Annotated in this window: 22 protein-coding genes; 8 read left to right on the forward strand and 14 right to left on the reverse strand. The window is 72.0% G+C overall.

The annotated features are described in order from the left end of the window. Nucleotides 1-117 (forward strand): peptide-methionine (R)-S-oxide reductase (locus tag ACLL9L_RS10850; RefSeq protein WP_411284717.1); only part of this gene is annotated, 117 nt, incomplete at its 5' end. Between the two features lie 21 nt (nt 118-138). Here ACLL9L_RS10850 and ACLL9L_RS10855 read toward each other — a convergent pair. Continuing rightward, complete coding sequence (locus tag ACLL9L_RS10855) at nt 139-1,038, reverse strand: NAD-dependent epimerase/dehydratase family protein (protein WP_411284670.1); 900 nt, start codon at nt 1,036-1,038, stop codon at nt 139-141. Nucleotides 1,039-1,146: 108 nt separating this feature from the next. On the opposite strand from ACLL9L_RS10855, the gene ACLL9L_RS10860 reads away from it, so the two are divergent. Further along, nucleotides 1,147-1,464 (forward strand): putative quinol monooxygenase, encoded by a 318-nt coding sequence (locus ACLL9L_RS10860; RefSeq protein WP_411284671.1) that lies wholly within the window; start codon nt 1,147-1,149, stop codon nt 1,462-1,464. Between the two features lie 19 nt (nt 1,465-1,483). Here ACLL9L_RS10860 and ACLL9L_RS10865 read toward each other — a convergent pair whose 3' ends face one another. After that, nucleotides 1,484-2,503, reverse strand: coding sequence for an App1 family protein (locus ACLL9L_RS10865; RefSeq protein WP_411284672.1), 1,020 nt, complete (start codon nt 2,501-2,503; stop codon nt 1,484-1,486). Between the two features lie 98 nt (nt 2,504-2,601). On the opposite strand from ACLL9L_RS10865, the gene ACLL9L_RS10870 reads away from it, so the two are divergent. After that, complete coding sequence (locus ACLL9L_RS10870) at nt 2,602-3,399, forward strand: MOSC domain-containing protein (protein ID WP_411284673.1); 798 nt, start codon at nt 2,602-2,604, stop codon at nt 3,397-3,399. 167 nt (nt 3,400-3,566) lie between these two features. Continuing rightward, nucleotides 3,567-5,663, forward strand: a complete 2,097-nt coding sequence (locus ACLL9L_RS10875) for a M14 family zinc carboxypeptidase (protein WP_411284674.1) — start codon at nt 3,567-3,569, stop codon at nt 5,661-5,663. Nucleotides 5,664-5,750: 87 nt separating this feature from the next. On the opposite strand, the gene ACLL9L_RS10880 is transcribed toward ACLL9L_RS10875, so the two are convergent. The 4 genes from ACLL9L_RS10880 to ACLL9L_RS10895 all read right to left on the reverse strand — a co-directional run bounded on the left by ACLL9L_RS10880 (nt 5,751) and on the right by ACLL9L_RS10895 (nt 8,866). After that, nucleotides 5,751-6,059 (reverse strand): hypothetical protein, encoded by a 309-nt coding sequence (locus ACLL9L_RS10880; protein WP_411284675.1) that lies wholly within the window; start codon nt 6,057-6,059, stop codon nt 5,751-5,753. 4 nt (nt 6,060-6,063) lie between these two features. Beyond that, a complete protein-coding gene (locus ACLL9L_RS10885) occupies nt 6,064-6,972 on the reverse strand; it encodes a zinc metalloprotease (RefSeq protein ID WP_411284676.1) in 909 nt (302 codons plus the stop codon). 340 nt (nt 6,973-7,312) lie between these two features. Beyond that, nucleotides 7,313-8,215, reverse strand: a complete 903-nt coding sequence (locus ACLL9L_RS10890) for a dioxygenase (RefSeq protein ID WP_411284677.1) — start codon at nt 8,213-8,215, stop codon at nt 7,313-7,315. A gap of 3 nt (nt 8,216-8,218) precedes the next feature. Further along, on the reverse strand, nt 8,219-8,866 hold the full coding sequence (locus ACLL9L_RS10895; RefSeq protein WP_411284678.1) for a YceI family protein: 648 nt from the start codon (nt 8,864-8,866) through the stop codon (nt 8,219-8,221). 93 nt (nt 8,867-8,959) lie between these two features. Here ACLL9L_RS10895 and ACLL9L_RS10900 point away from each other — a divergent pair, with 93 nt between their 5' ends. Then, nucleotides 8,960-9,478 (forward strand): MarR family winged helix-turn-helix transcriptional regulator, encoded by a 519-nt coding sequence (locus ACLL9L_RS10900; protein ID WP_411284679.1) that lies wholly within the window; start codon nt 8,960-8,962, stop codon nt 9,476-9,478. 158 nt (nt 9,479-9,636) lie between these two features. On the opposite strand, the gene clpB is transcribed toward ACLL9L_RS10900, so the two are convergent. Then, nucleotides 9,637-12,225 carry an ATP-dependent chaperone ClpB gene (clpB, locus tag ACLL9L_RS10905; protein ID WP_411284680.1) on the reverse strand — a complete coding sequence of 863 codons (2,589 nt, stop codon included), beginning with the start codon at nt 12,223-12,225 and terminating at the stop codon, nt 9,637-9,639. Between the two features lie 200 nt (nt 12,226-12,425). Here clpB and ACLL9L_RS10910 point away from each other — a divergent pair, with 200 nt between their 5' ends. Further along, complete coding sequence (locus ACLL9L_RS10910) at nt 12,426-13,922, forward strand: response regulator (RefSeq protein WP_411284681.1); 1,497 nt, start codon at nt 12,426-12,428, stop codon at nt 13,920-13,922. A 30-nt stretch (nt 13,923-13,952) separates the two neighbouring features. Here the strand turns inward: ACLL9L_RS10910 and ACLL9L_RS10915 are convergent, their stop codons facing one another. The 6 genes from ACLL9L_RS10915 to dnaK all read right to left on the reverse strand — a co-directional run bounded on the left by ACLL9L_RS10915 (nt 13,953) and on the right by dnaK (nt 20,852). After that, nucleotides 13,953-14,942 (reverse strand): Abi-alpha family protein, encoded by a 990-nt coding sequence (locus ACLL9L_RS10915; RefSeq protein ID WP_411284682.1) that lies wholly within the window; start codon nt 14,940-14,942, stop codon nt 13,953-13,955. A 7-nt stretch (nt 14,943-14,949) separates the two neighbouring features. Next, a complete protein-coding gene (locus tag ACLL9L_RS10920; RefSeq protein ID WP_411284683.1) occupies nt 14,950-16,278 on the reverse strand; it encodes a hypothetical protein in 1,329 nt (442 codons plus the stop codon). 381 nt (nt 16,279-16,659) lie between these two features. Further along, the gene (locus ACLL9L_RS10925; RefSeq protein ID WP_411284684.1) at nt 16,660-17,109 is read right to left on the reverse strand and encodes a heat shock protein transcriptional repressor HspR; all 450 of its coding nucleotides are present in this window, start codon (nt 17,107-17,109) and stop codon (nt 16,660-16,662) included. Further along, complete coding sequence (locus ACLL9L_RS10930) at nt 17,109-18,284, reverse strand: DnaJ C-terminal domain-containing protein (protein ID WP_411284685.1); 1,176 nt, start codon at nt 18,282-18,284, stop codon at nt 17,109-17,111. Before ACLL9L_RS10930 ends, ACLL9L_RS10925 begins: the two co-directional genes overlap by 1 nt. 67 nt (nt 18,285-18,351) lie before the next feature. Further along, complete coding sequence (grpE, locus tag ACLL9L_RS10935; RefSeq protein WP_411284686.1) at nt 18,352-18,957, reverse strand: nucleotide exchange factor GrpE; 606 nt, start codon at nt 18,955-18,957, stop codon at nt 18,352-18,354. Then, on the reverse strand, nt 18,954-20,852 hold the full coding sequence (gene dnaK, locus ACLL9L_RS10940) for a molecular chaperone DnaK (protein ID WP_411284687.1): 1,899 nt from the start codon (nt 20,850-20,852) through the stop codon (nt 18,954-18,956). Before dnaK ends, grpE begins: the two co-directional genes overlap by 4 nt. 363 nt (nt 20,853-21,215) lie before the next feature. Between dnaK and ACLL9L_RS10945 the strand changes: the two genes are divergently transcribed. Continuing rightward, a complete protein-coding gene (locus tag ACLL9L_RS10945) occupies nt 21,216-21,932 on the forward strand; it encodes a class I SAM-dependent methyltransferase (protein ID WP_411284688.1) in 717 nt (238 codons plus the stop codon). A 24-nt stretch (nt 21,933-21,956) separates the two neighbouring features. Here ACLL9L_RS10945 and ACLL9L_RS10950 read toward each other — a convergent pair whose 3' ends face one another. Next, nucleotides 21,957-22,496 (reverse strand): hypothetical protein, encoded by a 540-nt coding sequence (locus ACLL9L_RS10950; protein ID WP_411284689.1) that lies wholly within the window; start codon nt 22,494-22,496, stop codon nt 21,957-21,959. A 99-nt stretch (nt 22,497-22,595) separates the two neighbouring features. On the opposite strand from ACLL9L_RS10950, the gene ACLL9L_RS10955 reads away from it, so the two are divergent. Continuing rightward, complete coding sequence (locus ACLL9L_RS10955; protein WP_411284690.1) at nt 22,596-23,768, forward strand: glycosyltransferase; 1,173 nt, start codon at nt 22,596-22,598, stop codon at nt 23,766-23,768. The last annotated feature ends 55 nt before the right edge of the window (nt 23,769-23,823 follow it).

The following is a 23,823-nucleotide window of genomic DNA, read 5'->3' on the forward strand; positions in this document are numbered from 1 at the left end:
ACGTGCGTCCGCTGCGGAGGGCACCTGGGCCACGTCTTCGGCGACGGTCCGGCGCCCACCCGTCAGCGGTTCTGCATCAACGGCGCCGCGCTCGTGCTCGACACCACGACCGACTGAACCCCGAACCCCGGCGTCGGATCACTCGGTCCCGGGATCGGTCAGCACGTCCCGCCACGAGTGCTGCGGGTCGAAGCCGACCATCTCGCGCGCCTTGTCGATGGCGTAGAACGTCTCGTCACGACCCATCTCGCGGCGCACCTCGACCCCGTCGTAGAACTGCTCGATGACATCAGAGGTCGTGGCTGCCACCGACATGTCGGCGTTGGCGACGTTGAAGACCTCGTAGCCGAGCCCGTCGGTCTCGAGGCAGCGCTGCACCATCTGGCCGAGGTCGCGGGTGTCGATGTAGGCGAAGACGTTGCGGCGGCGCTGCGCCGGGTCGTCGAGGAAGGCCGGGAACATCTCGGCGTACTCGTGCGGCTCCATGACGTTATTGATCCGCAGGCCGTAGATGTCGGTGCCGGTGCGGGCCTGGAAGGAGCGCGCCGTCACCTCGCCGGCGACCTTCGACATCGCGTAGGAGTCCTCCGGGACCACCGGGTGCTCCTCGTCGACGGGCACGTAGAGCGGCTTGCGCTCGCCCTGGGCGAAGCAGATCCCGTAGGTCGTCTCCGAGGACGCGAAGACGATCTTGGGGATGCCGAGCCGGGTGGCTGCCTCGAGCACGTGGTAGGTGGACAGGACGTTCGTCGCGTACGTCGTCGTGTCGGTGGTGAGCAAGATCCGCGGCACCGCGGCGAAGTGGACGACCGCCTCGTACGACGGCGCCGCCGGCAGGTCTAGCTCGTCCATCGTGGCCAGGCCCGCCAGCGCGGAGTACGTCTGCCCGGCGTCGGTGAGGTCGACCGTCAGGTCGGCCACCTCCGGGTGCCCGAGCGGGGCGAGGTCGGCATTGGTGACCTGGTGACCCTGGTCGGCGAGGTGGGCGGCGACGTGCTTGCCGGCCTTGCCGCTGCCGCCGGTGAAGAAGATGCGCATGCGAGGAGTCAACAGTGCGGCCAGGGGTCGGCTCTCACCCGACCGGCGGGCGTGCCGGTCGTGGGAGAGTGCGACCCCACCCTGCACACCCCCGACCGAGGAGAGACCTTGATCTACATCACCGTGAAGAAGAAGCTCAAGCCCGGCACCGCGGACGCCTACCTCGCCGCGAGCCAGGCCTACACCGACGCGACCCGCGCCGAGCCCGGCAACAAGTTCTACGAGCACTACCGCAGCGTCGACGACCCCGACACGATCCTGACCATCGAGGCCTTCGACGACAAGGCGGCCGGCGAGGCCCACGTCAACACCGACCACTTCCAGAACGGGGTCGACGGCGACGCCAAGCAGTACGTCGCCGAGCGTCCCGACATCATGTACATCGACGTCGACCGCGACGGCTGGGACAAGATGTCGGAGTTCTGAGCCGACCGGGGGCGGCCGGTCAGAGGAGTCCGAGCGCGACGGCGTGCCGGCGCACCCCGTCGGTGTCGGCCACGAGGACGAAGGGCACGTCCTCGTCCCACGTGTCCGAGACCTCCTCCACCCGGCCGTCGCCCGGGTCGCGCCGCACCTCGCGGATGTAGATCGCGCGGATCCGTCCCGGGTTCGCCCGGGCGATGGCGGCGTAGATCTCCGGGTCCTTCTCCCCCGAGTCGCCGATCAGCACGAAGCGCAGCCGGGGATGGAGGTCGAGGACCTCCTGGATGCGGCCCGGTTTCTGCTCGCGGCCGGCCGAGGTGCCGAGCAGGTCGCGGAGCAGGACCGGGCCCATCGGGAACCCGCGGTGCCGGATGAACGCCACCAGGAAGCTGTGCAGGTTCCAGGGGCTGGAGGAGACGTAGAAGACGGGGTTGATGCCGGCGGCGAGGTCGCCGTACAGCTGCGAGGCGCCCGGGAAGGGCGTCCGGGTGAGCGCGGAGCCGGTGATCGTCTGCCGGATCATCCGCCCGACGCGCTGGACACCGGTCTCGAGGATCGTGTCGTCGACGTCCGAGACCACCCCGAACGCCGCGTCGCGACTCGGGACCAGGACCTCGAGCGGCGTGGTCCGCGGGTCGGTGACGCCGCGGTACGCGTCGGCGAGCTCGACGGTCCCGCGGGTCCACGGGGCGGTGAGCTGGTCGGGCTCCGGCCGCAGGGACACCTGGAAGTAGCCGTCGTGGTCGGTGACGGTCTCCACCGTCGTGCCCGCGACGGTGACCCGGAGGGGCACACCGGGCAGGTCGTCGGTCAGGAACTGTCGGACGGTACGGCGCACGGCCGCACCGACGCCCTCGCCCTGCACGGCCTCGGACGGAGTGGGGTTGTCGAGGACCCGTCCACGCGTCACGACGCCCTGGTCGCTGCCGTGGCCGATGTACGGCTCGATCCGCAGGTCGCCGGGCGTCCGGGAGCCGGCCCGCCGCAACCGGGCCCCGTCCCACGCCTGCTCCAGCCGGCGGACCCAGTGACTCGCACCCATGGGGCACACCCTAGGCACCGCGGACGGCCCGGGTGCGGCCACCGAGGCTGGCCGGGACGGTCCCGGGCGTGGCCGACCCACCGTGCAAGGGTGGGCCCGTGCCGACCGGATACACGATCACCCGCCTGTCGACCACCCCGGTCAAGGGACTGCGGATCCACCACCCCGACTCGATCCACCTGACACCCCAGGGAGCCCGTGGCGACCGGCTGTTCTACCTCGTCGACGACGAGGGAGGGGTGCAGAGCTGCACGCGCAACCCTGGTCTGTACGCCCTGAGCGCGGCCTACGACGAGGAGACCCGTCGTCTCGAGGTCAGCCGCGGGGGCGAGGTGCTGCACGGTGGGGTCGTCGAGGCCGCTGACACCGTCGACACCGACATGTGGGGCCTGCGCATGCTGGCCGGTGACGTCGTCGCGGACCCGACCTGGGGGTCCTTGTTCTCCGAGGTGGTGGGTCGAGGGGTCCGGCTGGTCCGGGCCCGCGGGTCCGCGTTCGACGTCCACCCCGTGACGCTGCTCGGAGGTGCCTCGCTGGCACGACTGACGAGACACGCAGGCCTGGCGCAGATCGACCCGCGCCGCTTCCGCATGCTGCTCGAGTTCACCGGCGGCGACCCGCACGTCGAGGACTCCTGGGCCGGCGAGCTCCTCCACGCCGGCGGTGCGGTCCTGCGTGCCGGCGGTCCGGTCCACCGGTGTGCCGCCACGACCCGCGACCCGGACCGCGGGGCGGTCGACCTCCAGACGCTCCGCCTGATCACCGGCTACCGCGGTCGCCAGGAGTCCGCCCTCGGCCTCGGCGCCAACTTCGGGGTCTATGCCGAGGTGGTCGAGCCGGGGACCGTCTCGCTCGGCGACAGACTCAAACTCGGTACCGAGCGCCCGCCCCCCTGAATCGGCTTCGCGTACTCCCCAGATGCACCCGCATCGTCGCTCCTCGACCACCGGGGGCTGATGAACCTGGGGAGGTCTTCTGAGGGGTCTCGACAAGAAGGCCCGTCCGGTGTTGGGTGGCTCACACTGCGGAGCCTCCGGCGTACCGCGTTCTCGGGAGGAAATTTATGCGTCCACGACTCCGCTCACGCCGCCGGCTGGCGGTGCTCGGCGCCACCGTGACGGGCGCCGTCGCCCTCACGCTGGCCTCACCCGTGGTCACCGGTCCGGCCAGCGGTGAGCCGGGCAACGGCCCCGACGACCGGGTGCAGGTCGTCAAGGTGGACGCGCCGACCGTCCTCCAGCGCAACGAGGTGCTCGCCCTCGGGCTCGACCCGACCGAGCACGCGGACCAGAACGGCATCGAGGTCGTGCTCTACAACGAGGCCGACCGCGAGACCCTGCGGGCCGCGGGCTTCACGTGGACGGTCGAGGTGCGCGACCTCGAGGCGCAGTCCGAGCGCCAGCGAGAGGCCGACGCGGCGTACGCCGCCCGCGTCGCCGAGTCGCCGCTGCCCAGCGGCCGGACCGCCTACCGCACCTACGACGAGTACCTCTCCGACATGCGGATGCTGGCCCGGCGCTACCCCGGCCTCACCAAGCCACTGACCCTCGAGCGGCGCACCGTCCTCGGCGAGCCGATCAAGGGCCTGGAGATCACCGCCGGCGCCGACCGGGTCGCCGACGGCAAGCCGGTCTTCCTGCTCCTCGGCGCGCACCACGCGCGCGAGTGGCCAAGCTCGGAGAACACCATCGAGTTCGGTTTCGACATGCTGCAGTCGTACGCCGCCGGCGACCCGCGCGCCGAGAAGCTGCTCGGGCGCTCACGGCTGGTGATCGTGCCGGTGGTCAACGTCGACGGCTTCAAGGTCTCGCGCGGCGCCGAGCCGCTGGGCGACTTCTCCACCTTCGACTACGAGATGAAGCGCAAGAACTGCGCCATCTCCGAGAGCACCCCGGAGGCGTTCCTGGGCGGCACCTGCGACGAGAACCCGGCCGGCCGCCTGCGCGGCACGGACCTGAACCGCAACTACCCCGGCTTCTGGGGCGGTGGCGGCGCAAGCCCGAACTGGTCGAGCGACACCTTCCGGGGCGACGCCCCCGGCAGCGAGCCGGAGAGCGACGCCGTGCGCACGTTCATCTCCGAGCGCGCGGTCACGATGATGATCAGCAACCACACGTACTCGAACCTGATCCTGCGCCCGCCGGCCATCGCGTCCACGGGCAAGTCCCCCGACGAGCTCGCCCTGAAGGAGCTCGCCGATTCGTGGGCCGCCGAGAACGGCTACACCAGCCAGGCCTCCTATCAGCTCTACGACACCTCCGGCTCGACCGAAGACTGGAGCTACTGGATCACCGGCGGCTTCGGCTACACCTTCGAGATCGGCCCCAACAGCTTCCACCCGGCCTACGAGGACGCCGTGGTCGGCGAGTACACCGGCGCGACCGAGGCGGCCGGCAACGGCGGCGGCAACCGGGAGGCGTACCTCCAGGCGATGGAGGCGGCGATGGCGCCGAAGTACCACTCCCGGATCATCGGGCGCGCGCCTGCCGGACGCACGGTCACGGTGAGCAAGACCCACGTCTCGCCCACCTCGCCGGTCTTGCAGCCGGACGGCACGACACGCAGCCAGATCTACTTCGAGGACCACCTGACGACCGACTACCGTTCCGACGGCGGCCGGTTCCGGATGGACGTGAACCCCTCGACGCGACCGCTGGTCGCCGGCCGCTACGGCCGCGAGGCCGAGGCGCCTCCGCAGGAGGCGATCACCCTGACCAACCCGGCGGGCGTGCCCGCAGAGGGCGAGTCGGAGGAGACCACGTTCGAGGTGCAGGGGCTGCCGGAGGCCGACAATGGCTTCGCCAGGCTCAGCATCGAGTGGCCCGACGGCGCCGACTGGGACTTCTACGTCACCGGCCCCGACGGCGAGACGGTCGGCTCCGGCGCGACCCTGGACAACCCCGAGGTCATCACCATCCCCGACCCGGTCGCCGGAACGTACACCGTGACGGCCGAGAACTACGAGGGCGGCGCCGCGGAGTGGGCCGGCGAGGTCTCCTTCTCCAGCCCTGAGCCGCCGCAGACGAGCGGGATCAAGGAGGCCTGGCAGCTGACCTGCACCGACCGTGACGGCAAGGTGTACGCCAGCCGCCGGGTCGTGGTCGACCGCGGGGACGTGGTCGACGTCGGGCGGGCCTGCGCGCCGCGCAAGCGACGCTGACACCCGACACCGCTCCGCACCGACCGCAGCGGATCGCCGCCAGCAGATGGCAGCGGTCCGCTGCTGTGGTGTCGCGGGCGGCCACCGCTATCGCTTGCGGACCACCAGGCGACCGGCGTCGGCGGCCACCACGTCCATCTCGCGGGGCACCCCCTGCGACGCCCCCTCGCTCAGCGTGATCGTGTCGCCGGTGAGCTCCCAGCGGCCGGTGGCCTGCTCGGGGACGTCGGTCGCGCCCAGACCGGCCTCCGCGAAGGAGCCGTCCGGGCGCAGGTCGAACGCCCTCCGACCACGGGACGGGGGCAGGTGCGTGCCAGCAGGACGGAAGACCATCTCGTCCTCGGTGTCCTCCTCGTGGGCGTGCACCCACCGCCCGCTGACCTCCTCGCTCCTCACGCGATCACGAGGCCCCGACGAAGGACCTGCGCGGACCCGCCAGGCAGGCGTTCATCCGGGTGACCTGGCCCGCGGTGAACATGCACATCGCGGCGTCGTCGACGTAGTCCATGTAGTTCATGAACATGTCGCCGTGCGGGCCGTTGCTGCAGGTGATCACCGGGAAGGTCGGCCGACCCGTGTTGGGTCCCTCGCAGTTCGGGGTGTCCGGGACGCGGTCACCGCCGCTGCAGTCCAGGGTGTCGCCCCAGATGTGGCGCAGGTTGAGCCAGTGCCCGATCTCGTGGGTGAGCGTCCGGCCGCCGTCGAACGGCGCGGCCGCGGTCCCCTCGGTGCCGATCGCGGTGTTGAGCACGACGACGCCGTCGGTCGCCTTCGGGCCGCCGGGGAACTGGGCGTACCCGAGCAACCCGTCGCGCAGCGTGCACACCCAGATGTTGAGGTAGGCGTCGGTGGGCCAGGCGGGTGAGCCGCCCCTACCGGCACGCTTGACGTCGTCACCGGGGCCGAAGGACCGGCGCTCGGTCCGGACCCGGACGATCCCGTCGGTCCGCGTGCCCACCGGGTCCTTGGTCGCGAGCCGGAACTCGATCCTGGCGTCGTCGACCAGGCCCCTCCACGGGGCCGGCACCGTCGACGTGTCCGGGTTGGTGGCCCGGAAGTCCTGGTTGAGCACGTCGATCTGACTCTTGATCTGGGCCGCGCTGACGTCCTCCTGCTCCGTGTGGTGCACCACGTGCACCACGACGGGGACCGTGATCAGGCGGCGGGCGACCCGCTCGGCCTCGCCCGAGGTCACCGCACGGGCGGTGAACAGCTCGGCGCGCTGCTGGTTGCCGCGGAACGACGGCTGCTCCTCCAGGAGCCGCTCGAACTCCGCCATCGCACCGCACTGACGACGTCTGGGGGCCATCACCCCTCCCCTCACCTGGATGGCTGACCGCCTCGCTCCCGGCGGCGCGCGGCGCCCTTCGGACGCTCCTCGCGACGCCGTGACCTGTCAAGGAGGAGCGGCACGGGACCCTCAGCGGTGCTGCGCATGGTGCGCGGCGAGGACGTCGGCGTCGGCGCGCTGGGTGGGGTCGAGCTCACGCGCGAGGTCCTCGCTCCTCGACCCCCGGGCCGTCGTTGGTCGAGGTGGGAGGGCCGCTGGGCCCGACCCACGAGACCTCACCGGGTCTCGAGACGCTCGCTGCGCTCGCTCCTCGACCTCCGGGGCTGCGCTCGCTCCCCGACCTCCGGGCCTGCGCTGGTCAGACCACCTGCAGCGACCGTTTCGACAGCCCGATCTCGAAGCCGTCGATCGCCGTGGTCGGCGCGGCGGTGGGGTCGTCGGCCGCGCCGAGGGTCACGAAGAGCGGGGTGAAGTGCTCGACGGTCGGGTGGGCGTACGGCATGCCCGGCGCCCGGTCGCGGAAGGCCGCGAGCTCGTCGACGTCGCCGGCGCGCAGCGCGTCGGCCGCCCACAGGTCGAAGTCCGAGGACCAGCCGGGCACCTGGTCGGGACGCGACCAGTCGAGGTGGGGCAGTCCGTGGGTCATGTAGCCCGACCCGACCACGAGGACACCCCGCGCACGCAGGTCGCGCAGCCGGCGGCCGAGCTGCATGAGCCGGCCCGGGTCGTGCGTGGGCATGCTCATCTGGACCACGGGCACGTCGGCCTCGGGGTACATGATCTTCAGCGGCACCCACGCGCCGTGGTCCAGGCCGCGGGAGCGGTGCTGATGCAGCTCCTCGCCCACCGGCATCATCGCGGCCACCTTGCGGTGCAGCGCGGTGGCGTCGGGGGTGTCGTACCGCATCTCGCGGTACATCGGCGCGAAGCCACCGAAGTCGTAGACCAGGTCGCTCGGGGTCGGGGCGGACAACGACGTCGGCGCGCTCTCCCAGTGTGCCGAGACGACCACGATCCCCCGCGGGCGCGGCAGCCGCTGCGCCCACGCGTGCAGCTCGCCCATCCAGCTCGTCATCTCGAACAGCATCGGCGCGCCGTGGCTCAGGTAGAGCGCCGGCAGCGGCCCGTCCGCCGGCGTCCACGCCCGGTGCGGGCGGGCGCCGGCGAGCGTGGCGGCGGTGCGCAGGTGTGCCGCGAACGGATGACCGGGGTCGATCCGCGCGTCGGCCCGGGCCGTCGTCGAGTGCGGGGCGTCGAGCACGGGTCAGACGTTCTTGATGGCGGAGATGTCGAACTCGAGCTTGATCTTCTCCGAGACGAGCACGCCACCGGTCTCGAGCGCGGCGTTCCAGGTCAGGCCCCAGTCCTTGCGGTTGATGGTGGTGCTGCCCTCGAAGCCGGCGCGCTGGTTGCCGAACGGGTCGGTGGCGGTGCCGGTGAACTCGAAGTCGATGGTGACGGGCCGCGAGGTGCCCTTGATGACGAGGTCACCGGTGATCGCCCAGTCGTCACCCTCGCGCTCGACCTTGGTCGAGGTGAAGGTCAGGGTGGGGTGGGTCTCGACGTCGAAGAAGTCGCCCGAGACGAGGTGGCCGTTGCGGTCGGCGGAGCCGGTGTCGACCGAGGCGACCGAGATGCTCAGCGCGACCGTGGAGGCGGCCGGGTCGGCGGCGTCGACGTGCGCGGTGCCGGTGAACTCGGGGAAGGCGCCGCGGACGGTGGTGACCATCGCGTGGCGGGCGGAGAAGCCGAGGCGGGTGTGGCTCGGGTCGATCGTGTAGTCGCCGGTCAGGTCGACCGAGACCGGGGCGTCGGCGACGGCGGTCGCGACGCCGGCGGCCTGGGCCGGGTTCGACGGCGCGGTGGTCGCGGCGTGCGAGGCGGACGTGTTCTTGCGGCTGAAGATGCCCATGGGGAGCTCCTGGTGTCAGAGGTAATGGTTCAAGATTGATGTAACCGTAGCGGTTGAAAGTTCAAGATGCAAGTAATGCACTACGCTCGTCCTGTGAGTGACGACACGGCGGGGGGCGCACCGGGAGTCCCGGAGCCCCGGTGGCTCTCGGCCGACGAGCGGCAGACCTGGCTCGCGACGTCCCGGGCACTGCTGATCCTGCCGGCGGCCCTGGACGCCCAGCTGCAGCGCGACGCGAGCCTGACCTACTTCGAGTACATCGTGCTCGCCATGCTCTCCGAACGGCCCGAGCGCGCGCTGCCCATGTCGCAGCTGTCGTCGGTCGTGGCCGGGTCGCTGTCGCGGCTGTCCAACGTGATCAAGCGGCTCGAGGCCCGGGGCTACGTGCGCCGCGACGGCCACCCCGCCGACCGCCGGGTCAAGGTCGTCCACCTCGAGGACGCCGGGTGGGAGGCGCTGGTCGCCGCCGCCCCGGCCCACGTCGAGCACGTGCGCGACCTCGTCATCGACGCACTGCGACCCCGCGAGCTCACCCAGCTGCGCAATGCGCTGCTGAAGGTCCTCGACAGGGTCGACCCCGAGGGTCGATCCGTGGTCACCGACCCGGGCTGACCGACCCGCCAGGCTCCGCCGACGCGACCGACCGGGCGCCGACCGTCCGACCTGCGGGGCAGGGAACCGAAGAACGTGCACAAGCCGCTCGCGACCCCCGTCGCGAGCGTGTCTGCACGGTCGCCGAGGGCCCGTCCAGCCTTGTGTACGTCCGTCCGTCAGCCGACGACCAACCCGCCGCCGTCCTCGGCCAGGTCGACCCGCACGGTCGAGCCGTCCCCGACCTGACCGCCGATCAGCAGCCGCGCCAGCGGGTCGCCGATGGTGGTCTGGATCAGCCGGCGCAGCGGGCGCGCGCCGTACGCCGGGTCGTACCCGGTCCCGGCCAGCCAGGTGCGCGCCGCGGGGGTGACGTCGACGGTGATCCGCCGCACCGCCAGCCGGCTCTCCAGCAGCGCCAGCTGCAGGTCGACCACGTGGGTCAGCTCGTCGCGGCTGAGGGCCTCGAAGAGCACCACCTCGTCGAGCCGGTTGAGGAACTCGGGCTTGAAGGCGGCACGCACGGTCGCCATCACCGCGTCGCGCTTCTTCTCCGGGTCGAGGGTCGGGTCGACGAGGTAGGTCGAGCCCAGGTTGGAGGTCAGGACCAGCAGCGTGGTGCGGAAGTCGACCGTGCGGCCCTGACCGTCGGTCAGCCGTCCGTCGTCGAGCACCTGCAGCAGCACGTCGAAGACCTCCGGGTGCGCCTTCTCGACCTCGTCGAGCAGCACCACGCTGTAGGGCCGGCGGCGCACCGCCTCGGTGAGCTGGCCGCCCTCGTCGTGACCGACGTAGCCGGGAGGCGCCCCGACCAGCCGCGAGACCGAGTGCTTCTCGCCGTACTCGCTCATGTCGATGCGCACGATCGCGCGCTCGTCGTCGAAGAGGAAGTCGGCCAACGACTTGGCCAGCTCGGTCTTGCCGGTCCCGGTGGGGCCGAGGAAGAGGAACGAGCCGGTCGGCCGGTCCGGATCGGCGATCCCGGCCCGCGAGCGGCGTACGGCGTCGCTCACCGCGGCGACGGCCTCGCGCTGGCCGATCAGCCGCCGCCCGATCATCTCCTCCATCTGCAGCAACTTGGAGGTCTCGCCCTGCAGCAGCCGGCCGGTGGGGATTCCGGTCCACGCCTCGACGACGTCGGCGATCTGCTCGGGCCCGACCTCCTCGCCGACCATCGGCTCGACGATGTTCTTCTCCGCGACGGCTGCGGCCTCGATCTGGCGCTCCAGCTCGGGCATCCGCCCGTAGCGGATCTCGCTGGCGCGCTCGAGGTCGCCGTCGCGCTCCAGGCGCTCCATCTCGGTGCGCAGCTGGTCGAGCTGGCGTCGCAGCTCCCCCTCGCCCTCCAGGGAGCTCTTCTCCTGCTCCCAGCGGGCCTCGAGCGCGCGCAGCTCCTCCTCGGCGTCGGCGAGCTCGCCACGCAGGGCCGACAACCGCTCGACCGAGGCGTCGTCGGACTCCTTGGCCAGCGCGAACTCCTCCATCTTCATCCGGTCCACCCGACGGCGGAGCTCGTCGATCTCCTCCGGGGACGACTCGATCTCCATCCGCAGCCGGGAGGCCGACTCGTCGATCAGGTCGATCGCCTTGTCGGGCAGCCGGCGCCCGGTGATGTAGCGGTCGGACAGCGTCGCCGCCGCCACCAGGGCGGCGTCGGTGATCCGCACGCCGTGGTGGGCCTCGTACTTCTCCTGGATGCCGCGCAGGATCTGGATGGTGTCCTCGACGCTCGGCTCGCCGACCAGGACCTGCTGGAAGCGCCGCTCCAGCGCGGGATCCTTCTCGATCCGCTCGCGGTACTCGTCGAGCGTGGTCGCGCCGATCATGTGCAGCTCGCCACGCGCCAGCATCGGCTTGAGCATGTTGCCGGCATCCATCGCGGAGTCACCGCCGGCGCCCGTGCCGACGACCGTGTGCAGCTCGTCGATGAAGGTGATCACCTGCCCGCCGGCGTCCTTGATCTCCTCCAGGACCGATTTGAGCCGCTCCTCGAACTCACCGCGGTACTTCGCACCGGCCACCATCGCGGCCAGGTCCAGCGACAGCACTCGGCGGCCCTTGAGGGAGTCGGGCACGTCGCCGGCCACGACGCGCTGGGCGAGGCCCTCGACGACCGCGGTCTTGCCGACTCCGGGCTCGCCGATCAGGACGGGGTTGTTCTTGGTACGCCGGGACAGCACCTGGATGACGCGGCGGATCTCGGCGTCGCGCCCGATCACGGGGTCGAGGTCGCCGGACCCGGCCAGCGCGGTGAGGTCGACGCTGTACCTGTCCAGCGCCTCGTAGGTCGACTCGGCGTCCTGGCTGGTCACCCGACGACTGCCCCGGACGGCGGCCAGGCCCTCCCGCAGGCCCTGCTCGCTCAGCCCGGCGTCGGTCAGCAGCCGCTGCGCACCGGACTCCGTGGCGGCGAGCCCGATCAGCAGGTGCTCGGTGGCGACGTAGTCGTCCTTGAGCGACGAGGCCAGGTCGAGCGCCCCGGCGAGCACCCGCGTCAGCGCCGCAGAGGCGGCCGGCTGCTGCACCGTCGAGCCGGAGGCGCGGGGCAGTGCGGCGGCCGAGCGCTCGGCTGCCGCCAGCAGGGCGGCCGGGTCGGCACCCGTACGCCCCACGAGCGTGCGGGCGGTGCCGTCGTCGGGGCGCAGCAGGGCCACGAGGAGGTGGACGGGGTCGGTGGTGCTGTTGCCCGCCGTGGTCGCGGCCAGCTGGGCGGCCTCGACGGCCTCCCTGCTGCGAGTGGTGAACTTCTCCGCGCCGAACTGGGCCATGGCTCCTCCTGGTTCTTACCTGAGTGGAACCCACTCAAGTTTGCTAAGCGTCATCCTAGCCCCTCCGACGAGGGGATTCCGCCCCGCGCTGGGGCCACGAGGGCGCCCCGGCCACCTGGTCCCGGACGCGCCGCCGGCAAACCGCCGCACGCGGGCCCTGCGCTGCGTATCGTCTGCCGGGTCCACCGCGATCGGAGTCGATGAACTTGAACATCTCCGCGGCCGCGCCCGCTCCGCGCGTCGTCGTCATCGACGACACCGACGACCTCCGCCAGCTGCTGTCCCTCGCGCTGACCCGGGGCGGCTTCGAGATCGTCGCCGAGGCCGGTGACGGCCGGGCCGGCATCGAGACCGTGCGCGAGCACCGCCCGGACGTGGTCCTGCTCGACCTGGCGATGCCGGTGATGGACGGCATCGAGGCCCTGCCCGCCATCCGGCGGTTGGTGCCGACCGCGAAGATCATCGTGCTCTCCGGCTTCGGCGCCCAACAGATGTCGGCGCGCGCCGTGGCGGTCGGCGCCGACGGCTACGTCCAGAAGGGGGCGCCGCTGCCCTCGATCCTGGACTACGTCCGTACGGTCTGTGACGCCCCCGCGGGCCGCAGCGGACGCACCCTCGGCGTGGTCCCCGCCGCCGGCGCCGTCTCCTCCGACCGCGTCGAGCCCGCCGCCGAGGTCGACCCCGGTGAGCGCCCTGCCGGCGGCAACGAGGCACTGGCCCTGGCGCCACTGGGGATCATGGAGCTCGCCGACGAGCCGCTCTTCCGGATCCTCACCGTCAACGCCGTGGCGCAGCGGCTGCTCGGCTCGGCCAGGCCGGGCAGCCCGCTGGCCGTCTCCGCGCCCGAGCTGGCCTCGATGGTCTCCTACCACCGGCTCGACGCCGACGCCTCCTTCGAGGTCGAGCTCGAGGGCGGCCGGGCCCTGGCGACGCTGCGGCGGACGGGCCGGTCGGTGCTGGTCTACCTCGACTCCGCCCGCGAGGACGTCGGGGTCCTGCGCCGCGCGATCAGCACCGCCGCCCAGCAGGTACGCGGGCCGGTCGCAGTGCTCAGCGCCATCGCCGAGACCCTGGCCGCCGACGACGGGACGGACCCGACCCGGCGGTCCGCCGACCGCGACAGCTGGGTGGGCGCGGTCGTGCGCCAGACCCGCGCACTGGACTGCATCACCGCCGACCTCCTCACCGCCGCCCAGATCCAGCGCGGCACCCTGCGCGTGGAGGTCGTCGACGTCGACGCCGGCGCCGTCGCCCGCCGGGTCGCGGCCGAGCACGACCGGTCCGTCGACACCGGTTCCGCGACCGGCGCACCCCACGGCGTCGTCGTCACCGTCGAGGACGGACGCACCGTGCGGGCCGACCCGGCACGCCTGGCCCAGGTGCTGCGCACCCTGCTCTCGAACGCCCTCCAGCACGGCGGTGACCCGGTCGAGCTGCGGGTGCGCATGGACGACCAGCACCCCGACCGTGTCGTCCTCGACGTCGTCGACCACGGGCCCGGCGTCGCGGCCGACCTCGTGGAGCGTGTCTTCACCGAGTTCACCCGTGGCAAGGAGGGCGCCTCCGGCGGCACCGGCCTGGGGCTCTACATCGTGCGCTCGCTGGTACGGGCGATGGGCGGCGACGCGACCTGCGGCACCGCGGCCGGGGGCGGGGCCGTCTTCAGCCTGCACCTGCCCACGGCCCCGGCCGCCTAGCAGCGGCCTCCCCGCGCACCGGCGGGACGCTCAGGACGAGCCGGGGTCCCCGGTGTCCGGCGTCGCGTGCTGCGGGAAGGACGCGGCCCGGGCCTCCTCGACCACCAGGCAGGCCCGGCAGAAGTCCTCGCCGAACGGCGTCAGGTGGATGCTGCGGCGCACGACCTTGGCGAAGCGCACCGAGTGCAGGGCGGCCAGGACGTCGGGCTGCGCCTCGACCACCTGGTACTCGAGCGGGTCGCGCAGCGGCTCCCGGGAGAACCAGACCAGGCCGAGCCGGAAGAGGTTGTTGAGGTAGGACGGCACCTGCTGGCCGTGCCGGCACCCGGCCCGGCTGCCGATCATGGTCAGCCCCGGCGCCACCAGCTGGGAGGAGAGCATGCCGACCGGGCCACCGGTGCGCACGTCCACGCTGGGCTGCGGGCCGCCCTCCAGGAGCAGCAGCAGGATGCGCCCCTCGTCGGGGGCCAGCTCGGTGAGGATCCGCTGGTACGCCGGGTGGTCCCCGTCGGTGGCCCACACGTCGCGGGAGCGGCGCAGCAGGTCCTGGCCGAGCTCACGCAGGGTCTGCTGCTCCTGCTCCGACCGGTCCTCGTGGTGGCCGTTGCGGTGCCCGTTGCGGTGGTCACCGACCACCGAGCCATGGACGAGCGGTCGACCGTCGAAGGAGCCGGCCCCGTCGTAGGCGGGTGCCGACCCAGGCTCGCGGCCCTCGTCGGCGAGCCCGCCGAGCGCGGCACCGGCCTCCATGAGGGCACGCCCCACCGGGATGCCGGCGGAGAACCTGCGCGCCAGGTCGCCGACAACACCGACGGTCTCGGTGACGTCGTCGATCAGCGCCGCGGCCTCGTCGGCCGAGGTGGCCGCACGCGCCACGCGGCGGCTGCTGCGCAGACCCGTACGCACGCCCCAGCCGGTGGTGTGCCAGGCGGCCGACGCAGCCACGCGGGCGAGGCCGGGCACCGACCCGGCGGCGCGCTCGAGCCGTTCGCGGGACTCACGGGGGACCAGGTTGCTCACGGTGCCCCTAGCCTCCCACCCCGAAGAAGGCCAGGTGCAAGAACCCACCCCCGAGGCCCATGATCGCGCCGTGGGCGTAGAGCATCCACTCGTCCTCGCGGATGGCCGAGCGCATCATCTCGACGAAGTCACGCGGGGGCAGCTCCTTGGTGCGCCGCGCCACGAGCTCCCGGATCCGCTCGCCCTGCTGGAGGTTGAACTCCCGGTCGCGGAACGGCGTCAGGGTGCGCCCGACCGCCTCCCGGGCGACCGAGTCGCGGATGCTGTCGAACCGCTCTGCCCCCATCGCCACCCGCACCGCACGCCGCGCCGGCCCGGCGGCACGGTCGATGGCCGGGCGCATCGCCGTGGCCAACATCTGACGGGTCCGGTCGCCGCGCGGGCCGTTGAGCAGGAAGTCGCCGATCCGCTCCAGCGTGATCACGTCCTCGGCGATGATCCGGGCGTACACCTCCGCGGCCTGGTCCTGGCGGCGAAGGAAGAGCCCCTGCACGCGGATCCCCAGGATGCGGCGGGGCTCGGTCGGCTCGAAGATCAGCCACATCCCGAGCGCGTTCGTCACCCAGCCGACGACCACCCCGAGGATCGGCAGGAGCCACCACTGGCCCACGAGGCTGTCGACCACCGCGACCGGGATCCCGAGCGCGAAGCCGAAGACGAACCCGAAACGGACCATCAGGTCGAGCTCCCGCTGCCCGAAGTCGCGGAAGATCCGCACCACCAGCGCGGGGTTCTCGCGGAAGTGGTCGATGACCATGATCTTGGGGTCGAGCAGCTGGTTGATGTGCTCGCCGATCTCGTCGGTGACCCGGTTCACCACCGCCGGGACCTGGTCCTGCACCCGCTCGACGACCGCGTCGCGCACCGGCCCGGGCAGGTCGCGCCACAGCCGCGGGTGCTCGCGGCGCATCACCTCGTCGACCAGTGCGGGGATCTCGGGGCGGAAGCTGGCCACGATGTGCTCGGCGATCCGCTCCGGCTCGAGCTGCTGGTAGAAGTCCGAGGGCGTGCCGAGCTTGGCGATCGCCTTGTCGACCGCGATGCTGCCCATCTTGGCCGCGCGTGCCGGGACGATGCCCTGCCAGCCGATGCCGCCCTGCAGGACGCCGGGGACCTCCTGGATCTTGCGCGGCAGCACCAACGCCAGCTCGCGCATGCCCGGCACCCGTACGCCGTGGAAACGCACCGGGCTGAACAGCATCCAGAGCCCCGACCAGTTGATCAGGAGACCCACCACGCCGGTGAACAGCGGGATGGTCAGGAAGTGGACCCAGTGGATGTGGGTCCACCAGGTGACGACGGCGTCGGTAGCCCCGTCCACGCCCACCCAGTCCACGCCCGCACCTCCGGCCACGAGCACGACGCCGCGACCCGTCCGGGCAGGCTAGTGCGTCCGCCCCCGGAGGGGAGAAGGTCCCCAGGACGGGGCCCCGACCTGCCCTGGGCCGGTGCACGTCACCACCGGGCCGACGACCCGGGCGGGACGTCGATCGCGGTCAGGCGTGCGCCGGGGCTGCGCTCGAGGAGGGCGGTGGCCCCGGCTCCGCACCCGACGCGGTGGCCTGGTCGTGCAGGCGCTCGTGCACCTCAGGCCGGTAGCCGTGGACGTGCCCGTCGGACGTCGTCGTGTCCTGATCATCTCCGACCCGGGCTCGGGGCACCTCCGGTCGGGCTCGTCGCGGTCGGTGGTCGGTGCTGCGGCCCGACAGGACCGGTGCTACCGCCCGCGGCGCCAGACGACGACGGAGGCGTCCATGCCACGCGGGCGCAGCACGGGCAGCTTGTTGGGCAGGCCCGGGGTGTCGGGTCGGGGGCGGCCGAGACCGGCCTGGGAGGCCTGGTGCAGCGCGGCGCGGGTGGCCTCGAGCTCGGCGGCCAGGTCGTCGGCCTGCCGGCGCAGGGCCGCGTTGTCCCGCTCGAGGGCGAGGATCCGGCGTACGCCCTCCAGGCCGGTGCCGGCCGAGGTCAGCTCGGCGATCTCACGCAGCTGCTCGATGTCGCGGGAGGAGTAGCGGCGCCCGCCACCGCCCGTACGGCCGGGGGTGACCAGGCCCAGCCGCTCGTAGGTGCGCAGGGTCTGGGGGTGCAGCCCGGTGAGCTCGGCGGCCACGCTGATGACGTAGACCGCGGCGTCCGGCGGCGGCGGGGGGAACGGCTCGCGCGGCATCACCCCGCCTCCTCGAAGAGCCTGCTGCGCAGGGGCTTGTCGGCCACCGCGTCGCGGTAGGCCACGACGGCCTCGCGGGCGGCCGGGTCGAGCACGGCCGGGACCTGGACGGCCACGGTGGCCAGCAGGTCGCCCTGGGAGCCGTCGGCGCGGGGGGCGCCACGGCCGCGCACCCGGAACGTGCGTCCGTTGGGGGTGCCGGCCGGGAGCCGCAGGGTGACCGGGGTGCCGCCCAGGGTGGGGACCTTGATCTCGGCGCCGAGGGCGACCTCGTCGAAGGACACCGGGACGTCGAGGGTCAGGTTGTCACCCGCGCGCCCGAAGAGGCGGTGCGGGCCGACCTTGACGGTAACGAAGAGGTCACCCGCGGGGCCGCCGTTCTCGCCGGCGGTGCCCTTGCCCTTGAGGCGGATGCGCTGGCCGTCCTTGACGCCGGCCGGGATGCGGGCCTGGATCGTGCGGTTGGAGCGGCCGCGTCCCGACCCGTGGCAGGTCGGGCACGGCTCGTCGTAGACGAGCTGGCGCCCCGCGCAGCGCGGGCAGGTCTCGTTCATCGAGAAGGCGCCGCCGGAGGTGCTGACGACGTAACCGGCACCCTCGCACTCGGCGCAGATGTGGGGGCGGGTGCCGGGCTTGCCGCCGGTGCCCGAGCAGCTCGGGCACGGGGCGTCGGAGGCCAGGCGCAGCGAGATGGTGACGCCCTCGAGGGAGTCGACGAAGGAGATGGTCGCGGTGGTCTCGGCGTCCGTGCCCTTGCGGGGGCGCGGGGTCTGACGCTGCTGGCCGCCGGTGCCGCCGAAGAGGTCGCCGAACATGTCGCCGAACCCGCCGCCGCCCATCCGGTCGCGGAGCAGGTCCTCGACGTTGACCCCGCCGGCCTGACCGCGGCGGGCGCCGCCGAACCCACCACCGAACGCGCCGGCGCCCTGGAGACGGCGCATCTCGTCGTACTTGGGCCGCTTGTCGATGTCACCGACGACGTCGTAGGCCTCGGCGACCTTCTTGAAACGGTCGTGCTTGACGCTGTCACCGGGGTTGGAGTCGGGGTGGTTGTCGCGGGCGAGCCTGCGGTAGGCCCTCTTGATGTCCGCCGTGGAGGCCTCCTTGGCCACGCCGAGCTCGGCGTAGAAGTCCTTGCCGGCCCAGTCGGGCCGGAAGCCCTGGTCGTCTGCCATCGCGCACCTCCCGTCCTCGTGTGTGCTGCTGGTCCCGGCGTGGCGCCTGGTGCTGCTGTTCCTGCCGTCAGGCGGGCGGGTCGACGACGAGCACCTGCGCGGCGCGGACCACGCGGCCGCCGATCTTGTAGCCCGACTTGGCCACGACCTTGCAGGTGGTCACCGTGGCCTCGGGGTCCTCGCCCAGGTGGGACAGGGCCTCGTGGACGGTCGGGTCGAAGGCGTCACCGGGCGTGCCGTACTTCAGCAACCCGGAGCCGGCCACGGTCCGCTCGAGCTGCTCGGCGACGGCCTTGAACCCTCCGTCGAGCGGCTCGTGCTCGCGGGCCCGGTCGATGGTGTCGAGCACCTCGATGACGGGGGCGAGCGCGGCGTACGTCGCGTTCTCCTTGAGCAGGTCGCGGTCCCGCTCGACCCGCCGCTTGTAGTTGACGAACTCCGCCTGGAGCCGCTGGAGGTCGGCGAGCCGCTCGGCGGACTCCATCCGGGCCACCGTCAGCTCGTCCTCCATCACCAGGTCGGCCGCGTCCGTCTCCACGTCGCCGCCGACCCCGGCGGGTTCCTCGGCGACCTCGTCCTCCACGGCCGAGGCCCCGTCGCCGACCACGTCGGCGGGCGAGGGGTCCTCGGGCGGCGGAGCCGCGTCCCGGGGGTCCTGGGGGTCCTGGGTCACTTGGACCCGTCCCCGGGGGTGCCGCCGGCGCTGTCGCCGTCGGTCTCCTCGTCGACGATCTCGGCGTCGACGACGTCGTCGTCGGCCCCGCCCGTCGAGGAGTCCGCCCCGCCGGCGGCAGCGTTCTCGGCCTCCGCGGCGGCGTACATGGCCGCGCCCATCTTCTGGCTGGACTCGTTCAGCCTGGTCGTGCCGAGGGTGATCTCCTCGGGGGTGGCCTCGGAGCTCTCGAGCGTGGCCTTCAGCGAGTCGACGTCGGCCTGGACCTCGGTCTTGACGTCCTCGGGCAGCTTGTCGGCGTTGTCACCGAGGAACTTCTCGGTCGTGTAGACCAGCCCGTCGGCCTGGTTGCGGGCCTCGACGGCCGCGCGACGCTGGGCGTCCTCCTCGGCGTACTGCTCGGCCTCGCGGACCATCCGGTCGATGTCGTCCTTGCCCAGCGCGGAGCCGCCGGAGATCGTCATCGACTGCTCCTTGCCGGAGCCCTGGTCCTTCGCCGAGACGTGCACGATGCCGTTGGCGTCGATGTCGAAGGTGACCTCGATCTTCGGGACACCGCGGGGCGCCGGGGCGATGCCGGTCAGCTCGAAGGTGCCGAGACCCTTGTTGCTCTGGGCGATCTCGCGCTCACCCTGGAAGACCTGGATGAGGACCGACGGCTGGTTGTCGTCGGCGGTCGTGAAGATCTCGCTGCGCTTGGTCGGGATGGCGGTGTTGCGCTCGATGAGCTTGGTCATCCGGCCGTGCTGGGTCTCGATGCCGAGGCTGAGCGGCGTGACGTCGATGAGCAGGACGTCCTTGCGCTCACCCTTGAGGACCCCGGACTGCAGGCTGGCGCCCACGGCGACGACCTCGTCGGGGTTGACGCCCTTGTTGGGCTCCTTGCCACCGGTCAGCTCCGTGACGACCTTCGAGACCGCGGGCATCCGGGTCGACCCGCCGACGAGGACTACGTGGTCGATGTCGCCGACCTTGATCCCGGCGTCGGCGATGACCTTCTGAAACGGGCCCTTGACCCGGTCGAGCAGGTCGTGGGTCAGCTGCTCGAACTGGGCGCGCGAGAGGGACTCGTCCAGGTGGATCGGACCGTTCTCCGACATCGACAGGTACTGCAGGTTGAGGTTGGCGTTCTGCGAGGAGGAGAGCTCCTTCTTGGCCTGCTCGGCCGCGTCACGCAGCCGCTGCATGGCGATCTTGTCCTTGGACAGGTCGACCCCGCTGGTGTTCTTCACGGTCGTGAGCAGATGGCTGACGATGCGCTCGTCCCAGTCGTCACCACCGAGCTTGTTGTCACCGCTGGTCGCGCGGACCTGGATGGTCGAGAAGCCGTCCTCGGGGTCCTTGCCCACCTCGAGCAGGGACACGTCGAAAGTGCCACCGCCGAGGTCGAAGACGAGGATCAGCTCGTCCTCCTTGCCCTTGTCGAGGCCGTAGGCGAGCGCGGCCGCGGTGGGCTCGTTGATGATCCGCAGGACGTTGAGGCCCGCGATCTCTCCGGCCTCCTTGGTGGCCTGGCGCTCGTGGTCGTCGAAGTAGGCGGGCACGGTGATGACCGCGTCGGTCACGGCCTCGCCAAGGTAGGACTCCGCGTCGCGCTTGAGCTTCTGGAGGATGCGGGCGCTGATCTCCTGCGGGGTGTAGTCCTTGCCGTCGATCTCGGTGTTCCAGTCGGTGCCCATGTGGCGCTTGACGGAACGGATCGTCCGGTCGACGTTGGTGACGGCCTGACGCTTGGCGATCTCGCCGACGAGGACCTCGCCGCTCTTGGAGAACGCAACGACGGACGGCGTGGTGCGTCCACCCTCCGCGTTCGCGATGATCGTCGGCTCGCCGCCCTCGAGGACGGCGACGGCCGAGTTGGTGGTGCCGAGGTCAATTCCGACCGCACGTGCCATGGTTGTTCTCCTCATGCTCTCTGCTGTGGTGCGCTGATGGTGGTCCCCGGTATGCCGGGTTGCTGGCTAGCACTCGCGCGCTGGGCTCGCTGACCGACAGGGTGAAACTTCGACGCTCAATCTGCTCCGACGAGGCCCTGGTTGTCAAAACCACGCTCGGCAAACCTGCGTACATCAGGCTCAACTCTGTGCGTGGTCGAGGTGTTCCCGGCATACGCCACGACTTTGAAGCCGTAGGAGTCGGAGTCAGATTTCGTGTCCGATTCTCAATTTCGTGTCGCCGGCGTGTCGGTGTCCCAGGTTTGTGTCGGTGACAAGAACGCGTGCGGCGAGGGCTCGACGCGCAGGCCAATGGGGTCCCGTATGACGTATCCGTGCGGGAATCTTCGCCGAGCGGGTGTCACGGGACACCACGACCGCAGCCACCTCGAGCCCTACCTCGACATCACGCGCGAGTTCAGAGCCCGCCGGGTCCTTGACCTCGGCTGCGGCACGGGTGTGTTCGCCCTGCTGTTGGCTGAGTGCGGCAGCGACGTCACCGGGGTCGATCCAGCGGCCGGCTCCCTCGACGTGCACGCCAAGCGAGGCTCCTCAAGGGTCCGATGGATCCACGGCGACGCGACCACGCTCCCACGGATGCAGGTCGACCTCGCGGTGATGACCGGCAACGCCGCGCAGGCCATCGTCGACTCGAAGGACTGGGCGGCGACCCTGGACCGGGTCCGGGAGGCGCTGAGGCTGGGAGGTCGCTCCGTCTTCGAGACCCGCGACCCGGCCCGTCGCGCTTGGGAGGAGTGGACGGAAGCGCGGACGCGCACGACGACCACGGTCCCCGGCGTCGGTGCGGTCGAGCACTGGGTCGAAGTCACCGACGTGTCCTGGCCCCTGGTCACCTTCTGCGGGACCTACGTCTTCGGCTCTGACGGGCAGGTGCTGACCTCCGGCTCAACCCTGCGGTTTCACGAGCGCTCCGAAATTGAGGCGGATCTGACCGCCCACGGCTACGAGGTTCAGGACGTGCGCGACGCCCCCGACCGTCCAGGCCGGGAGCTCGTTGTCGTTGCGCGACGAGCGAGGTGACGGTCGGGCCGACTCGCAAGCCGGTCAGGGGCAGTGCTGGCTGCGGCCGTCATCGTGGCATCGTGCTGACGATTCAGGCCGTCGCACGGAGGTCGTCCTCCGAGCCGAGCCGAGCTCGACGCTGGCCATCGCCGCTTCGGCGGAAGGCCCGCCCGGTCGCGTTGGCATGGGCTCTCGTCGTGGCGCTGCCCGCGGCGTTGACCGACCCCGAACCCACCGCCCGATCTCGTCCGCCGCGGCCGGCGAGGCCGCGTCGACCCCGGACCGCGGCGCGATGCTGAACGCCGACCCGTCCGCGTAGTGCACCTCCCGGGTGGTGCTGTTCGTCCGGGTGTGCCCGACGACCGTCGCCGGCATCCTGGCCAGGAGCGCCGCCACCGCCGCGGACGTGTCCGGCAGCCGGGCCGGGTCGAGCCCGGCCAGGGACTGCCCGCTGGCCGACGCGACGCCGGCCGTCGAGGTCGCGCCACCCGGACCGGTGCCCGCCGCACCGCCGCACCCGGCGACGGCCACGACCGTGAGCACGGCGACGAGCACCGCTGTGAGGGTGAGCGAGCGAGACATCGGAAACCCCCGAGGATGTATGCCGTGCGGCGGCGGTCAGTGACGCATGCGGGCAGGCGCCAGCGGCGGCCGGACTCCCGCGGCGTGCATGCTGGGGTCGTGCGAATCCTGTTCACCTTCACTGGCGGCAGCGGACACTTCCTTCCCGCCCTGCCAATCGCCCGGGCGGCGTCTGCGCGCGGCCATCAGGTGATGTTCAGCGGCCAGGAGGCGATGCTCAGCGCCGTCTTGGCCGCAGGGTTCCCCTTCCTCCCGAGTGGAGGCCCTACCCTCGCCGACCCCGCCGCGCGAGGGCGGTTGGTCCCCGTCGAGCGCGCTCACGAGGAGCAGGTCATCCGGGACAACTTCGCTGGACGGACCGCCCGCGGGCGCACCTCGAGGCTGCTGGACGTCGCCGCCCATTGGCGCCCGGAGGTCATCGTCCGCGACGAGGTCGATTTCGGCGCCGCCGTGGCGGCTGAGCGACTCGGGCTCCCGCACGCCTCGATCGTCGTGCTGGCCGCTGGCGGGCTTCTCCGTCCGGACCTGGTCGCGGACTCGCTCGACCTGCTTCGCGCCGAGCACGGGTTGCCAGCAGACCCAGGCCTGGAGATGCTGCACCGCCACCTCACCCTCGTGCCCGTCCCTCCGAGCTATCGCAACCCTGACGACCGGTTGCCGGCCACGGCCCGCCACATCCAGCCTCCGGTGCTCGACCCCCGTTGCGCCGCCGGGCAGGACGACGAGTCGACGACCGGCGTGCTCGCGTGGCTGGCCGAACGACCCAGCCGACCAACGGCATACATCACGCTGGGCACGGTCTTCCACCAGGAGTCCGGCGACCTGTTTCCCCGTGTCGTGGCCGCCGTGGCGGGGCTCGACGCGAACGTCGTCGTCACCGTGGGCCGCGAGATCGACCCGCGCGAGCTCGGTCCCCAGCCGCCGAACGTGCGCGTCACGAACTTCGCCCCCCAGGGCGCACTGCTGCCCCACTGCGACGTCGTCGTCTGCCACGCTGGATCCGGCAGCGTCATCGGCGCCCTTGCTCTGGGAGTCCCCCTCGTGCTGCTGCCCCTCGGCGCAGACCAGCCGCTCAACGCCGACCGGTGCCAGGCGCTCGGCGTCGCCCGCGTGCTCGACCCCTCCACAGCCCGCCACGACGACCTCGGCCGGGCCGTCCTCGACGTCCTGCAGGACTCCCGATTCCGCACCGCCGCCGAGCGGATCCGGGACGAGACCGCTTCCCTGCCCACCGCGGTGCACGCCGTGGCCCTCATCGAAGCCCTCACCTGACCGGCACCGACGCCGACGCCGACGGGTGCCGGCCTATCCCGACAACGCCTCGGCG

The organism is Lapillicoccus sp., from assembly GCF_046595215.1.
Taxonomy (GTDB): Bacteria; Actinomycetota; Actinomycetes; order Actinomycetales; family Dermatophilaceae; genus Lapillicoccus.